This window comes from Bradyrhizobium sp. CCBAU 51745 (assembly GCF_028128715.1).
Lineage (GTDB): Bacteria > Pseudomonadota > Alphaproteobacteria > Rhizobiales > Xanthobacteraceae > Bradyrhizobium > Bradyrhizobium manausense.
In genome coordinates, this window is the sequence record NZ_LBJP01000008.1 from 394,630 (window position 1) to 409,636 (window position 15,007).

Annotated in this window: 15 protein-coding genes; 10 read left to right on the forward strand and 5 right to left on the reverse strand. The window is 63.9% G+C overall.

Annotated elements, in window-relative coordinates:
- Window positions 1-93 precede the first annotated feature (93 nt).
- From XH98_RS12655 to hflX, 8 genes are all read left to right on the forward strand, one after another.
- On the forward strand, window positions 94-2,601 hold the full coding sequence (locus XH98_RS12655) for an alpha/beta hydrolase (RefSeq protein ID WP_271598796.1): 2,508 nt from the start codon (window positions 94-96) through the stop codon (window positions 2,599-2,601).
- A gap of 9 nt (window positions 2,602-2,610) precedes the next feature.
- Window positions 2,611-3,474 carry an alpha/beta fold hydrolase gene (locus XH98_RS12660; RefSeq protein WP_271598797.1) on the forward strand — a complete coding sequence of 288 codons (864 nt, stop codon included), beginning with the start codon at window positions 2,611-2,613 and terminating at the stop codon, window positions 3,472-3,474.
- Window positions 3,475-3,489: 15 nt separating this feature from the next.
- Complete coding sequence (locus tag XH98_RS12665; RefSeq protein ID WP_271618760.1) at window positions 3,490-3,840, forward strand: phasin; 351 nt, start codon at window positions 3,490-3,492, stop codon at window positions 3,838-3,840.
- Window positions 3,841-3,865: 25 nt separating this feature from the next.
- On the forward strand, window positions 3,866-4,036 hold the full coding sequence (locus XH98_RS12670) for a hypothetical protein (protein ID WP_271618761.1): 171 nt from the start codon (window positions 3,866-3,868) through the stop codon (window positions 4,034-4,036).
- 335 nt (window positions 4,037-4,371) lie between these two features.
- Window positions 4,372-6,792, forward strand: a complete 2,421-nt coding sequence (locus XH98_RS12675; RefSeq protein ID WP_271598800.1) for a sensor histidine kinase — start codon at window positions 4,372-4,374, stop codon at window positions 6,790-6,792.
- Window positions 6,793-6,809: 17 nt separating this feature from the next.
- The gene (gene ntrX, locus XH98_RS12680; protein WP_057754991.1) at window positions 6,810-8,180 is read left to right on the forward strand and encodes a nitrogen assimilation response regulator NtrX; all 1,371 of its coding nucleotides are present in this window, start codon (window positions 6,810-6,812) and stop codon (window positions 8,178-8,180) included.
- Between the two features lie 234 nt (window positions 8,181-8,414).
- Window positions 8,415-8,663: an RNA chaperone Hfq gene (hfq, locus tag XH98_RS12685; protein ID WP_007591126.1), complete on the forward strand. Its 249-nt coding sequence runs from the start codon at window positions 8,415-8,417 to the stop codon at window positions 8,661-8,663.
- 11 nt (window positions 8,664-8,674) lie between these two features.
- Window positions 8,675-10,057 carry a GTPase HflX gene (gene hflX / locus XH98_RS12690; protein ID WP_271618762.1) on the forward strand — a complete coding sequence of 461 codons (1,383 nt, stop codon included), beginning with the start codon at window positions 8,675-8,677 and terminating at the stop codon, window positions 10,055-10,057.
- Window positions 10,058-10,156: 99 nt separating this feature from the next.
- On the opposite strand, the gene XH98_RS12695 is transcribed toward hflX, so the two are convergent.
- Both XH98_RS12695 and mazG read right to left on the reverse strand, forming a co-directional pair.
- Window positions 10,157-10,615: a GNAT family N-acetyltransferase gene (locus XH98_RS12695; RefSeq protein WP_271598802.1), complete on the reverse strand. Its 459-nt coding sequence runs from the start codon at window positions 10,613-10,615 to the stop codon at window positions 10,157-10,159.
- 14 nt (window positions 10,616-10,629) lie between these two features.
- Window positions 10,630-11,448 (reverse strand): nucleoside triphosphate pyrophosphohydrolase, encoded by an 819-nt coding sequence (gene mazG, locus XH98_RS12700; RefSeq protein ID WP_271618763.1) that lies wholly within the window; start codon window positions 11,446-11,448, stop codon window positions 10,630-10,632.
- Between the two features lie 128 nt (window positions 11,449-11,576).
- Between mazG and queC the strand changes: the two genes are divergently transcribed.
- The gene (gene queC, locus XH98_RS12705) at window positions 11,577-12,290 is read left to right on the forward strand and encodes a 7-cyano-7-deazaguanine synthase QueC (RefSeq protein WP_271618764.1); all 714 of its coding nucleotides are present in this window, start codon (window positions 11,577-11,579) and stop codon (window positions 12,288-12,290) included.
- Between the two features lie 147 nt (window positions 12,291-12,437).
- Here the strand turns inward: queC and XH98_RS12710 are convergent, their stop codons facing one another.
- Genes XH98_RS12710 through nthA form a run of 3 tightly spaced genes read right to left on the reverse strand, consistent with a single transcriptional unit; the run spans window position 12,438 to window position 14,100 of the window.
- Window positions 12,438-12,815 (reverse strand): nitrile hydratase accessory protein, encoded by a 378-nt coding sequence (locus XH98_RS12710; RefSeq protein ID WP_271598805.1) that lies wholly within the window; start codon window positions 12,813-12,815, stop codon window positions 12,438-12,440.
- Window positions 12,815-13,477: a nitrile hydratase subunit beta gene (nthB, locus tag XH98_RS12715; RefSeq protein ID WP_271618765.1), complete on the reverse strand. Its 663-nt coding sequence runs from the start codon at window positions 13,475-13,477 to the stop codon at window positions 12,815-12,817. The genes XH98_RS12710 and nthB overlap by 1 nt, the downstream gene beginning before the upstream one ends.
- A complete protein-coding gene (gene nthA, locus XH98_RS12720) occupies window positions 13,474-14,100 on the reverse strand; it encodes a nitrile hydratase subunit alpha (protein WP_271618766.1) in 627 nt (208 codons plus the stop codon). The genes nthB and nthA overlap by 4 nt, the downstream gene beginning before the upstream one ends.
- Window positions 14,101-14,162: 62 nt before the next feature.
- On the opposite strand from nthA, the gene XH98_RS12725 reads away from it, so the two are divergent.
- Window positions 14,163-14,921 carry a hypothetical protein gene (locus XH98_RS12725; protein WP_271598807.1) on the forward strand — a complete coding sequence of 253 codons (759 nt, stop codon included), beginning with the start codon at window positions 14,163-14,165 and terminating at the stop codon, window positions 14,919-14,921.
- Window positions 14,922-15,007: the final 86 nt, after the last annotated feature.

The following is a 15,007-nucleotide window of genomic DNA, read 5'->3' on the forward strand; positions in this document are numbered from 1 at the left end:
CTTCATCCGACGGGCCGCATTCCATTGAGTTAGATCAAAGCTCGCCCGATCGAGCTGTCTAGCGTCCCGTCAAAATGCAAGGGAGGCTCCATCATGATCGGGACTGGATTCGTAAGGCGCAGCCTCGTCGGCCTCATCCTGCTGCTCGTCGGCACATCGCTCGCAGTTGCACAACCTTTCACGCGGCGTTCGTCGCAAGTGCAACATGATGGTTTGAAAAAGACCTACGAGATCGCCAACTTCAAGATTGGCGGCAAGTATGATCTGTCCGATCCCTCGAAATTTGAGCTCGGCGGCGAGGGCGGCGTCACGCTGGAATCGCTCGGTGCGGGCAAGCTGCACACCAGCTACATCGCGATCGGCAACGCGCGGCGCAATGCGCAGGGCGAAATCACCAATGCCGTCGTCGTCAATTCCTACTATTCCGGCGACTCCACCGACATGTATGAGCAGTGGGTCAAAGGGGCGCCACTCTCGGGCGGCGTCCCGATCATCGGACCGGGCCGGCCGATCGACACCGATCGCTATTACGTCATTATGGTCGATCCGCTCGGCACCTGGGGCGCCAGCAAGCCGTCCGAGGGTCTCGGCATCAAGTTTCCGCAATACAGCTACTACGACATGGTGCAGGCAAACTATCGCCTGCTCCGCGACGAGCTGAAGGTCGCGCGCGTTGCGCTCGTGACCGGTGTCTCCATGGGCGGCACGCAGACCTATGTCTGGGGCGTGATGCATCCGGAATATGTCAGCGCGATCATGCCGATCGGCGGCACCACGCAGTCCGATGGCGACGACCCCGTCGGCAACTGGACCTTCCAGATGATGACTGCCGCGATCCAGGGCGATCCGGTCTGGCAGGCGACCAAGGGCGACTATTACAACCTGCCCAAGGAGAAACATCCGGTGCCGGGCGTCGCTTTCGGCTGGTCGATCCTCGGCATGACGGGTTACGATTTTGCCTATCGCACGACCCAGAACTGGGCCGCGGTACAGCCTGAAATCTTCTACTGGGATCCGCCGAACGAGAAGGCGGGCCTGAACGTCACCAATCGTGCCAAGCTCTATGACGCCGTCGATCTCGTCTTGCGCAACCGGGTCGGCGAGACCCACAACATCAATCCGTATCTCGGCCGTATTCAGGCGCGCACGCTGGTGATGCACATCACCAATGACCTCTGGCTGAATTTCAAGCTGGCTCAGAAGGCGGTCGATCGCGTGCCGGGCGCGGACCTGATCGCGCAGGAAAGTCCGGTCGCCCATTACGGCGTATTTCCGATCATCAACCAGCGCAAGAACGATCCGAAATTCGTCGCCTTCATGGACGACGTGGCGGCGCTCGATCGTGCCCAGCTGTTCGTCGACAAGAATTATCGTGTTCCTGGAGTCGCCGAGAAGATCGATCCGGGCAAATCCTTCTGGAAGGACTTCGTCACCTATCCCTATCCGGTCAAATACGCCAACGCCAAGGACAAGATCGGCAATACCTGGCAGATCGGCTACATGGATGAGTATGCCGGCACCGACAAGGACCCGAAGGTCCTCGTCATCATCCATGGCAAGGGCGCCTTCGGCGGGCACTACGGCAACATCATGCAATACGCGCTGCGAAGCGGCCTGCGCGTGATCGTGCCTGACTTGCCGGGCTACGGCATGTCGGGGCCGGGCAATCTCGACAAGAGCCCGGCGCGCACCATGCAGGACATGCGCGAGACCATCTACGATCTGGTCGTCAACCAGCTCGGCGTCAAGAAGGCCTATTATCTCGGCCACTCGCTCGGGGGCCAGTTCGTCGTGGGCTATGCGCTGACCTGGCCGGACGCGGTGCAGGGCCTGGCGCTCGAAGCGCCGTCGGGCCTCGAGGAATATCCGCGCGACATCACGATCGCGAAGGACAAGAAGGCACCTTTGTTCCAGGCTGGTCTCGGCCGCGATTTCGACAAATGGAAGCAGATCTGGGACCAGACCGGAATTCTGGCCGCGGAGAAGGCCCGTGACGAGCAGGGCATTCGCGACTTCTTCTACTTCAAGAAGCGTGATCCCGACACCGGCGTGGTGTCGGCGGCGAAGAGTGGCTACTTCTTCAGCGACAGCGAATATGCCCGCTTCCACACCGAACAGCGCGTCGGGCTCACCAAGGGCAATCCGAAAGAGCTCGAGCAATGGTGCAACGTCTTCATCTTCGATATCTACACGATCGGATCAGAGCTCCAGCAGGATGATCCGAAGAACCTTTACGAGCGGGTCACGCAGATCAAGGCGCCGATTTTCCTGGCGTTCGGCGACAAGGAGCCGTTCATCCCGACGCCCGCTTTCAACGGGCTGACCGATCTCGGACGCGACGTCATCACGCCCTTCATGACGCGCATGACCAATGTCGGAAACCGGCCGATGCTCAAGATCTACCCGGAGACCGGACACTTCATCCACACCGACAATCCGGTGGAGTATTCGGCCGATGTCGTCGACTTCGTGACCAGGGGACGAGTGGATACGTCATCGCCACTCGGCACCGACCGCATGATCAAGGGCGCCGTCGCCTCGGCCATCCCCGTGGCGCCGACCCCGCCTGGCGCGGCGCCGACGGCAGGGTTGAACAAATAGGATGATCTGATGCCGCGGGTGCAGGCGGGTGCAGTCCAGCTTGGCTGGCGGGAGTGGGGGCAGGGCGACGTCACCGTCGTCTTCATCCACGGCAATCTCGCCAGCAAGGACTGGATCGAGCTCGCCGCGCCGCTGTTTCCATCGGGTCTTCGCGTCATCGGCATCGACTGGCGCGGCTGCGGCGACAGCGACCGTCCCAGGGCCACGGCGGATTATTCCAATTACTCCATGCAGCAGCATGCCGACGACATGCTCGCCGCGCTCGATACGCTGGGCATCGGCTATTGCCATCTTGCCACGCATTCGACCGGCGGCATCATTGCCGCGCGCATGCTGCTGGCCCAGCCGCAGCGCTTTGGCCGCGTGTTCGCGCTCGATCCGGTGACGCCGCTCGGCATGGCCTTCAATGCCGATCAGATCGGCCTGTTTCGGGCGATGATGGCGAGCAAGGAATTGACGCGGACGATCATGGCGACCGCGGCTTCCTCGCTGTTCGTGCCGGAGAGTATGGCGCCAAACATGATCCCGCAATTTCGCCAAGGTCTGGGAGACATCCAGGCGCTGTTCGATCGCATCATCGAGCAGACCTTCAGCGTCTCCGAAGGCATCTGGATTGGAACGCCGGTGAATCTGACGCGGGAAAAAGAGAGCCGCGAGCTGGAGCGGCGCATGCCGGAGCTGCGCCACCCGCATCTGGTGTTGTGGGGCGAGCGGGACGGCTGGATCGCGCCGGCCGATCTTCGTGCCATGACTGCGGCGATGCCGGATTGCCGTCTCGTGATCGTGCCCGGCGTCGGGCATTCGATGAACCTCGAGGTCCCCGCGCTCTATGCCGGCTATTTCGGCGCCTGCTTCGGCGGACTTGCCGCATAACCAAGGGAGTGACGCATGGCTGACTTCAACCCGTCCGCAGAAACAATCCGAACGATGCTCGGAGAGACGCTCGGACGCTTGCGCAAGGCGAATGCGGAATATTTCGATCTGCTGGAGAAGGGGCTCAGCTCTTCGCCCCTGTCGATTTCGGGCCAGGCAAAAGAGATCTGCGCCCGGATGCAGCATAACGTCTCCGCGACGTTCGATCTCGGCGAGAAGCTGATCCAGGTCCAGGACGTGCAGGAAGCCCTCAAGATTCAGTCCGACTTCTTCCAGGACCAGATGCGCACGCTCACCGACCAGGCCAAGACCATGGGCGAGTCCGCGATGAAGGCGGCGAGTGCCATGTTCGGCACAAAAATCTGAGCTGCATCGCCGGATGGAGAAAGTCATGGCTGAAATCAACAAACTCTCGGTCGAAAAGACGATCGAGAAGCTGCGCGGCGCCGATCAGCGAGTATCCAGGGATCAGCGGCTCGAGGCAAAGACCGACGAGCTGAACGAGGAGATCAGGCGCATGAGGGCTCAGCGAAAACGCCTCGATCGGCGCAGGCAGGATTGAGCTGGCAGCGCCGGGGCGATCAGCTGACATCACCGAAGCGGGGATGTCCTCCGGGGTCACCGGGGTATTGACTGCGCGGGCCGCCGGTCCGCGGCGCCGTTGCGGACCACGGACGGACCCCGTTCCACCGCAGCTACCGGCCGGGGCACCGACAGCGAGAAGCTCTCGAATCCCGACCTTCCGTTTTGGGAAATCGTGGCTAAAAGAAGAAGTTGAATTCGGTAAGCCGCTGAGATCGCGTGGCTATTTGACACTGTCGCGTCTCAGCAACAATGTGGTAGGAATACATCAGTCTCCGCCCAGAGCGGACCCACGTTTTCAGCACCATTGCCGGAATGACCAGCGCAGACACCTCGGCCGCATCCTTTGACACGGCCCCAGCCGAAGAGCCCCGGCGCTGGTCTGCGCGACGCTGGCTGGCACCATTTGCGGTGGCCCTGGCGCTGCTCTCGGCGCTCCTGACTTTCCTGGTCCTGACCGGTCTGGCCAAGATCGAGCCGACGCCGGAAGTGGTGCGCTCGTTCTACCTGATCAATGCCGGCACGATTTTGCTGCTGGTCGGCATCATCGTCCGCGAGCTCTGGCAGCTGATCCTGGCCCGGCGGCGGGGACGGGCGGCGGCGCGCCTTCATGTCCAGATCGTCAGCCTGTTCTCGATCGTTGCCGTGCTGCCGGCGGTGCTGGTCGCCGTCGTCGCCAACGTCACCATCGAGCGCGGTCTCGACCGGCTGTTCTCGGGGCCCACCAAGGAAGTGATCCAGAACTCGCTGACGATCGCGCGGGCCTACATGAACGACCATGCCCAGCTGATCCAGGGCGACATTCTTGGAATGGCCAACGACATAGCTCACGCGCGGCCGCTCTATGATCAGGATCGGCGGTCGTTCCGCGAAATTCTGACGGCCAGCGCCGCGTCCCGCAACTTGCCGGGCGCGATGATCATCGACAAGAGCACCAACATCCTGGAGTCCGCCGACACCGGCATGCGGCTGACCTATTCGCCGCCCGCGCCGGAATTCCTCAGCAACGTCAAAGAGACCGAGCCGGAAATCGCGATCCTTCCGGACGCGAGCTCCGTCGCTGCCGTGATCCGCCTGCGCGCCTTCAACGATACGTTCCTGTATGTCGCCCGTCCGCTCGACCCGAACGTGGTCAGTCAGGTCAACCAGACGGAGATCAGCGTCGCCGAATATGCCCAGATCGAGTCGCGCCGGCTCGGCATCCAGGTCGCGTTCGCGCTGATGTTCGCGGTGATCGCGCTGACCATCCTGATGGCTTCCGTGCTGATCGGCCTCAACTTCGCCAACTCGCTGGTGGCACCGATCAGGCGGCTGATGAATGCGGCTCACACCGTGTCGACCGGCGATCTCCATGTGAAGGTGCCCGTGCATCAATCGGAAGGCGATCTCGCCCAGCTTGGTGAGACGTTCAACAAGATGACGCAGGAATTGCGCAGCCAGCGCGACGAGCTCGTCAATGCCAGCGACCTCATCGACAGCCGCCGCCGCTTCATCGAGGCGGTGCTGTCCTCGGCCAGCGCCGGCATCATCGGCGTCGACACCTCGGGCAGCGTCGGCATCCTCAACCGCTCCGCCGAGAAGCTGATCGGGCATTCCGAGGCCGAGACGCTCGGCCATCCGCTCTCCGACGTGCTGCCCGAGCTCGACGAGATGATGAAGGCGTCGCGGGAAGGCACCCAGCGCCTGGTGCAGGGCCAGATCACGATCACGCGCGACGGCACCGAGCGCAATCTCTCGGTCCGAGTCAGCGCCGAGAAGAACCAGCCGCACGACAGCTACATCATCACGCTCGACGACATCACCGAGCTGGTCTCGGCGCAGCGCACCTCGGCCTGGGGCGATGTCGCCCGCCGCATCGCCCACGAGATCAAGAACCCGCTGACACCGATCCAGCTCTCGGCCGAGCGCATCCGCCGCAAGTTCGGCAAGGACATCACCGAGGCCAAGGACAAGCAGATCTTCGACCAATGCACCGACACCATCGTGCGCCAGGTCGACGACATCAGGCGCATGGTCGACGAATTCTCGCGCTTTGCGCGGATGCCAAAACCCGTGATGGAAGGCGAGGATGTCGCCGACACCGTGCGGCAGGCCGTGTTCCTGATGAAGGTCGCCCATCCCGAGCTCGATATCGAGGCCGAGTTCAAAGAAGATCCGCTGCGCGCCCAGTTCGACCGCCGGCTGATCTCGCAGGCGGTCACCAACATCGTCAAAAACGCCACCGAGGCGATCGAGCAGGTCCCGCCGGAAGAGCTCGGCAAAGGCCGCATCGACGTCGTGGTGTCGCGCGAGGGCGACGACGTCTTGATCGACGTCATCGACAACGGCATTGGCCTGCCCAAGGTTGCGCGCTCGCGGCTGCTCGAGCCCTATGTGACGACGCGCGCCAAGGGCACCGGCCTTGGCCTTGCCATCGTCGGCCGCGTGCTGGAAGACCATGGCGGCCGCATCGAGCTGAAGGACGCCTCCGACTTCCGCGAAGGCCAGCGCGGCGCCTGGATGCGCATGCGCTTTGCGATCTCCGGACAGGCCAAGAAGGCCGAAGGTGCCGAGCCCGGGGCAGCGGTGACGGACACCGCCAAGGGCGCAACCACGCCCGAAATCAGGGAAACGGCCCCAAATTCCGCCAAGGACTCTGCTACGGCGCAGGCAACAAAAGAGCCGGCGGCCGAAACCAAAGAGCCGGCTGAAAAGACCAATGATTCAACGAAAATCGAAGCCTCAACAGGCAGCTGAGAAGACAGGCGCGACCCATGGCAAGTGAAATTCTGATTGTCGATGATGAGGCCGATATTCGGGATCTCGTTGCGGGAATCCTCGAAGACGAGGGTTTTGTCACGCGGACCGCGCGCGACAGCGACTCGGCGCTGGCCGAGATCGCCAACCGGCGGCCGCATCTGGTGTTCCTCGACATCTGGCTGCAGGGCTCCAAGCTCGACGGCTTGCAGCTCCTGGAGCAGGTCAAGAAGGACAATGCCGATCTGCCAGTGGTGATGATCTCCGGTCACGGCAACATCGAGACCGCCGTCGCCGCAATCAAGCGCGGCGCCTATGATTTCATCGAGAAGCCTTTCAAGGCCGACCGTCTCATTCTGGTCGCCACCAGGGCGCTGGAAAACTCGCGCCTCAAGCGCGAGGTCAAGGAGCTGAAGCAGCTCGCGCCGAGCGCAAGCTCGCTGGTCGGCCGCTCGCCGAGCATGAACCAGCTGCGCCAGACCATCGAGCGCGCCGCCAAGGCCAACAGCCGCATCCTGATCGTCGGCCCCGCCGGCGCCGGCAAGGAATTGACCGCGCGCACGCTGCATATGGCCTCGGGCCGCGCCGACGGCCCCTTCGTGGTCATCAACGCCGCGGCGATCACGCCGGAGCGCATGGAGCACGAGCTGTTCGGCGTCGAACAGTCCAACGGCGAGCATCCGCGCAAGCCCGGTGCGCTGGAAGAGGCCCATGGCGGCACGCTGTTCATCGACGAGATCGCGGACATGCCGCGCGAGACCCAGAACAAGATTCTGCGCGTGCTGGTCGAGCAGTCGTTCCAGCGCGTCGGCGGCACCGCCAAGGTGCAGGTCGACGTCCGCATCATCTCCTCGACCGCGCGCAACCTCGAAGAGGAGATCGCGGCCGGCCATTTCCGCGAGGACCTCTATCACCGGCTCTCGGTGGTGCCGATTCGCGTGCCCGCGCTGTCGGAACGGCGCGAGGACATTCCTGAATTGATCGACTATTTCATGGAGCAGATCTCGGCCGGCAGCGGCCTGCCGAAACGGCAGATCGGCCAGGACGCGATGGCGGTGCTGCAATCGCATGTCTGGCCGGGCAATGTGCGTCAGCTCCGCAACAACGTTGAGCGAGTCATGATTCTGGCCGCGGGCGGGCCGGAGGTGATCATCACCGCCGACATGCTGCCCCAGGACGTTGGCTCGATGGTGCCGGCGATGCCGACCAGCAACAATGGCGAGCACATCATGGGCCTGCCGCTGCGCGAGGCACGTGAAGTGTTCGAGCGCGACTATTTGATTGCCCAGATCAGCCGTTTCTCAGGAAATATTTCTCGCACGGCCGAGTTTGTTGGCATGGAACGGTCGGCGCTACACCGGAAGTTGAAGGCGCTCGGGGTCGGCTAAGCTCGACGCCGCGGCCGATATCTGGGAAAAATCATCTATTTCCGTAGTTTTTCGGAGAAATAGGGCGCGTCGTGCCGCGTGAAGCGGCTTGCCTAAAATGTCCACCTGTCCTCTAATCGACCAGCCGTTCCTCCGAGGGGGATCTCATGAGGAGCGGCAACCGGAGGAAGGCCCAATTTGAAAACAGGGTCGCTTCCGGTGCAATAAAAAGAAACTCAAAGCGAGAAAAAAACAATGGCGGCAGACCGCGCACAAAACCTACAGGACACCTTCCTCAATCACGTTCGCAAAACCAAAACGCCACTGACGATCTTTCTGGTCAACGGAGTGAAGCTCCAGGGCATCGTGACCTGGTTCGACAATTTCTGTTTGCTGCTTCGGCGCGACGGTCATTCGCAGCTGGTCTACAAGCACGCGATCTCGACCATCATGCCAGGCGCTCCGATCCAGCTGTTCGAAGGCGGCGAGGATCAGCCGGCTTGAGAGTGATCTGATTGGAACCCCGCAATTTTGACGGGGAGGCCGACCGTCCGCGGTCAGCCGGGGCTAAACAAACGGGGCGGGTGCTTGTCGTCGGCCCCTATTTGCGAGCGCGCGCGGGAAGTGCCGACGCGCAATCGGAGAGTCATGTTCAGCGTGACGCGGAGGCCCGGCTCGACGAAGCCGCAGGCCTCGCGCGCGCGATCGACCTCGTCATTGCCGATGCCATCATCGCGCCGATCAGCCAGATCCGGCCTGCGACCTATATCGGCAAGGGCAAGGTCGAGGAGATCGCCGCGCTCGCCAAGAGCCTTGACGTCGAACTCGTGGTGATGGATTGCGCGCTGGCACCGATCCAGCAGCGCAATCTCGAGAAGGAATTGCAGGCCAAGGTGCTCGATCGCACCGGGCTCATTCTCGAAATCTTCGGCCGCCGCGCCAAGACCAAGGAGGGCGCACTCCAGGTCGAGCTCGCCCATCTCAATTATCAGCGCTCGCGCCTGGTGCGATCCTGGACCCATCTCGAACGCCAGCGTGGCGGCTTCGGCTTCATGGGCGGCCCCGGCGAGACCCAGATCGAGGCCGACCGCCGCCTGATCCAGGAGCGCATCACCAAGCTCGAAAACGAGCTGAAGAAGGTGCAGGCGACGCGCCGCTTGCATCGCGCCGGCCGCCAGCGCGTGCCGTATCGGGTCGTTGCGCTGGTCGGCTACACCAATGCCGGCAAGTCGACGCTGTTCAACCGCCTGACGCGTGCCGACGTGCAGGCGGCCGACATGCTGTTCGCCACGCTCGATCCGACCCTGCGTGCGCTCAACCTGCCGCATGGCGGCAAGGCCATGCTGTCGGACACGGTCGGCTTCATCTCCAATTTGCCGACGCAGCTCGTCGCCGCCTTCCGCGCCACGCTGGAGGAGGTGCTGGAGGCCGATGTCATCCTGCACGTCCGCGACATCTCGCATGAAGACGCCGAGGCCCAGCAGAGCGACGTCGACGCGGTGCTGCGCCAGCTCGGCATCAATCCTGATGACTCAGGCCGCATCATCGAGGTCTGGAACAAGATCGACCGCTACGACGCAGAGCAGCGGGAAGAGCTTCTGAATATCGCCGCGCGCCGGCCGGAAGATCATCCCGCGATGCTGGTCTCGGCCGTGTCAGGCGAGGGGATCGACGCGCTGCTCGCCGCGATCGAAGAACGGCTCGCCGCCAAGCGCACCACGCTCGATCTCTCCATCGACGCCGCCGACGGCGCCGGAATCAGCTGGCTGCACCGCAATTCCGAGGTGCTGGCCAAGGAGCTGCACGACGGCCGCTTCGACATGACCGTGCGCGTGGATGAGACGAAGCGCGACATCGTGGTGAACAGGTTTGATGCGGTGCCACGCCTGTCGGCGTGAGTCGGACGTAGCCCGGATGGAGCGCAGCGAAATCCGGGATATCACCACACGGAGAGACCCCGGATTGCGCTGCGCTCCATCCGGGCTACGCACCGAACATCACCTCGACAGGTCGAGGCTCATGAACTGGTTGTGCGGGCTCGCCTGATAGTCGGCGAACGGCGCACACGAGACGAAGCCGGCGCTGCGGTAAAGCGCGACGGCGGGCGCGTGCAGCGGCGCCGTGCCCGTCTCCAGGCTGAGACGCGCATATCCGCGCTTGCGGGCTTCGGCAATGATGTGGTTCAGAATCGAGCGCCCGGCTCCGGTCCGGCGTGCGGCAGGCGCGGCACGCATCGACTTCACTTCGCCGTGCCTCGCGTCCAGCTGCTTCAGAGCCCCGAAGCCGGCCAGCACGTCGCCTTGCCAGGCCGTCCAGAACGTCACTGATGGAGCCGAGAGACCGCTCGCGTCGAGCGCCTGCGCATGCTCGCCCATGACGCTGCGCAGCTCTTCCAGATGATGCGCCAACAAGTCAGCAACGTGAGGTGCCTTCGGATTGTCCTGTCTGATCTCCACTTGATGTCCTCGCGTCAGGTAGCCATCTTCGCCGCATTCCACAGCGCATCCATCTCCGCCAGCGATGCCTGCTCCAGCGTGCGCCCCTGCGCTTCGAGCGCCCGCTCGATATAGGCAAAGCGCTTTTCGAATTTCGCATTGGTCGCGCGCAGCGCGGCTTCCGGATCGGCGTCGACGTGGCGGGCGAGGTTGACGAGGGCGAACATGAGGTCGCCGGTCTCTTCCGCGATCTCCTGCTTGTCGTTGCGATCGAGAGCGGCCTCGATCTCGTCCGCTTCCTCGCGAATCTTTTGCAGCACCGCGCGCGGATCGTTCCAGTCGAAGCCGACCGTGGAGGCCTTGCGCTGCAGCTCCATGGCGCGGGTCAAGGCCGGCTGGCCGGCTTTCACGCCCGAGAGCAGCGGTTTGTGTTTCGGCGCAGCTTCCGGCGGCCGGCGCGCGGCGCGCTCGGCTTTCTCCTCGGCCTTGATGCGGTCCCAGACTTCCTTGACGTGATGCGGGGCGAGATTGCCGTCCTTGTCGGCGAACACATGGGGATGGCGCCGGATCATTTTTCGCGTGATGGCCTCGACGACGTCTCCAAAGGAGAACGCGTTCTGCTCAGAGGCCATCTGGGCGTGGAACACCACCTGCAACAGGAGGTCGCCGAGCTCCTCGCGGAGATCGTCGAGATCGTTGCGCTCGATGGCGTCGACCACCTCATAGGCTTCCTCGATCGTGTAGGGCGCGATCGTCGAAAAATCCTGCTCGAGGTCCCAGGGGCAGCCGGTCACCGGCGTGCGCAGCGCCGCCATGATCTCGATCAGGCGGGAAATGTCGCGGGAAGGGGTCATTGCGGGGGCAGTCTCCTGGGTCCAAATCCTTATGCCAAAAGCGCGCCGCCGTTCCCAGCGCGGCGGGGCGGAACAGGCCGATTTCCACCGATTGGCTGACACGCCCCGCAAGTGCTAAAGCGCGGCCCATGAGCGACACATTTTCATCCCAAACCGCCCTTGTGCTGTTCTCCGGCGGCCAGGATTCCACCACCTGCCTTGCCTGGGCGCTGAGCCGCTTTGCGCGGGTGGAAACGCTGGGGTTCGAGTACGGTCAGCGCCACGCCGTCGAGCTCGACTGCCGTGACCGGCTATTCGAGGGCATCAACGGCCTTCGCGCCGATTGGGCGGCAAAACTGGGCGAGAGCCACACCCTGTCGATCCCGACGCTGGCGGCCGTGTCCGAGACCGCGCTGACCCGGGACGTTGCGATCGCGATGGGCGCCGACGGCCTGCCCAACACCTTTGTGCCCGGCCGCAACCTGGTGTTTCTGACCTTCGCCGCGGCGCTGGCCTATCGGCGCGGCATCACCCACATCGTCGGCGGCATGTGCGAGACAGACTATTCCGGCTATCCCGACTGCCGCGACGAGACCATTCGGGCCATGCAATCAGCGCTCTCGCTCGGCATGGCGCGTGCCTTCGAGCTGCACACGCCGCTGATGTGGATCGACAAGGCCGCGACGTGGAAGCTCGCGCATGACCTCGGCGGCGACGCGCTGGTCGATCTGATCCGCGAGCAGTCGCACACCTGCTATCTCGGCGAACGCGGCGCCCAGCACGATTGGGGGTACGGCTGCGGCGAGTGCCCGGCGTGCAGCCTGCGGGCGAAGGGTTGGCGCGAGTTCGTGGCAAGCAAGTAGTGGTCTCACTCCGCCGTCATCGCCCGCGAAGGCGGGCGATCCAGTATTCCAGAGGCGGTGCTTGAGCCGAGCGATCGCGGCGTACTGGATTCCCCGCCTGCGCGGGGAATGACAGCGGAGGGCTTGGCGCGAGCGTGCCAATCGCAGCTAGCCGAAATCCTCCGGCCTCAGCTCGATCGGCCTACCATGCGGCGTGCGATCCGCGGCGTGATCCCACGCGTCGCGATAGCGGTGCAGTGTGTCCATCGACGCGACGCCCTTGCTCGCGACGAGGCCCTCCAGCGTGGCGAGCCAGTGCAGATAGTAGGTCTCGCCCGTATCAGGGTCGCCCGCTTCCTGCGCGCGCTTGATCTCGGAGGCCAAGGCCGCAGCCCATTCGGGCCAGGTGAACACGCCGCGGTCGTGCAGCGTCAAGGCCATGGCAAAGGCCTGCGCTTCCCAGGGCGCGCGGAACACCGGGCCGTCGTCGTCACGCGGAATGCTTGGAATCGCCGCGGTCGCGGCGGCAGCAGCTTCACTGCTCATCAGGCCGCCGGGTCCAGATAGGGCTCGAACGCGTCGATCGAGACCTTCAGGGTCGGATCGCCGTCCTCCCCCCAGAGATCATGGCCGTCGAACACGACGGTGTAGAGCCATTGCGGGTTCTCGCCGCGCTCCATCGCCGCCGTATCAGGGAACACGTGGCAGCCGTGGTTGAGCTCGACCACGCCGACATGACCGCGGACATAGCGCGGCAGCCGCGTATGCGTGGTCGGATGAATGTTCTTGGCACGCACGCGGTCGCCGATGTTGAATTTGGCGGGCGCAGGCGCTGGGCGGGCAAACTTGCCGCGTACCATGATGCGCTCGACCTGACCGAGATCGAACTTGCCGTGCTTGAGCGCCTTGCCGGGCTGCATCGCATGGCCGGCGGCGACCTCCTCGCGGGTGAGGTAGCCCTTCTCGATCAGCATCTCCTCGAGGCCGAGGAACCACTTCTTGTAGTAGGAGCTGGAGAGGTAGACATGCGGCGGGATCGTCTCGCGATAGAACCGCGAGGTGTCGATGTTGAAGGCGCCGGCCGCGCCCATCGCGCGCACCATCGCCAGCACCCGGGACTCCCATTCTTCATGGAAGACAGGCTCGTTCGGCTCGGGCTCGACCTTTCCAAAGCCGTCCATGCCGCCCATGTCGTGCACGCCGTTCACGACGGAGCTCCCGGCGTCCTGGGGAAGCCGGTGCCGATCATGGAGTCGCGGGTCACGAGCTCGGCAAGCTGCTCCTCGCTCCAGCCTTCCGTGCCCACGGGGCGCATCGGCAGCACCAGGAAGCGCGTCTCGGCGGTGGAATCCCACACCCGGATCTCAATCTCCTTGGGCACACTCACGCCGAAATCGGCGAGCACGCCGCGCGGATCCTTCACGGCGCGCGAGCGGTAGGGCGAAGCCTTGTACCAGACCGGCGGCAACCCCAGCATTTCCCAGGGGTAGCAGGAGCACAGCGTGCACACGACCATGTTGTGGCGCGTCGGGGTATTCTCGACCACGACGAGATGATCGCCGACGCGACTGACATGGCCGAGCGTGCCGATCGCCTTGCTGCCATCCTCCAGCAGCGCCTGTTTGAACGCCGGATCGGTCCAGGCCTTGGCGACGACGCGTGCACCATTATGCGGGCCGATCTTGGTCTCGTAGGCCTGTATGATGGCGTCGAGCGCAGCCGGCTCGACATAGCCTTTCTCGGTCAGAACAGTCTCGAGCGCGCGCACGCGCAGCTCGGTCTCGGACAGTTCCGAATGGTCGTGATCGTGATCGTGATGATGCTCGCTCATGGCGCGAAGATAGTCCCAGAATCCGGACCTTGTCGAGGCGAAGACTCTGCTAACATCGCACCATGGGCTGGGTTGCACGAACTGGAGAAACCGCCGCAATTGCGGCTCTTGTCGCATTCGGCGCGCAGGATGCGCGCGCGGCGAATGGCGCCTATGCGGTGGATGCCGCCGACATCTCCGAGGTCGGCTCCTGCAAGGTGGAAAGCTGGATGTCGGCCGCCGCCAACACCGATTTCCTGGCGGTCGCCAATCCCTCCTGCGTCGTCGATCCCTTCAGGCCGATTGAGCTGAGCATGCAGACCGTCCGGGCCCGCAGCGATGGCGACTGGAGCACGACGGTTGCGCCGAAAGCCAAGACGAACTTCATCCCGACCGGGATCGGGCGGTGGGGACTGTCGGCCTATGGCGGTGGATCGTTCGATGCGGCGACCGGTGAGGCCCTGTCCGCCTTTGCCGTCATCCCCGCGACTTATCGTCTGTCGGAGACGATGCGCATCAACGTCACCGGCGGCTGGCTCTGGGATCGCACGGTCGATCGCCACTATCTGACCTACGGCATCGGCTTCGACTGGAAGTTCACCGACACGCTGCAGTGGACGATCGAGGCCTTTGGCCAGGCCGGCGCCGCCGATACCGCGAGCGTGGTGCAGCCGCGCTTTCAGACCGGCGTGCGCTACCGGCCCAACGAGATATTCTCCGTCGACGTGATCTACGGCCGCAACATCACCGGCGAGAACGCCAACTGGATCACGATCGGGACCACCATCCGCTTTCCGGTCCGCGACGGTGCGCCGGAGCACCGGCGCACCGGGCATTTGTGAGGCCCGCTGGCAAAATCGGGCACCCGGCCGCAGAACTCGCGTCAGGCCATTGATCATGCCGCAGACAGTCCGTATACGCCGCGCAG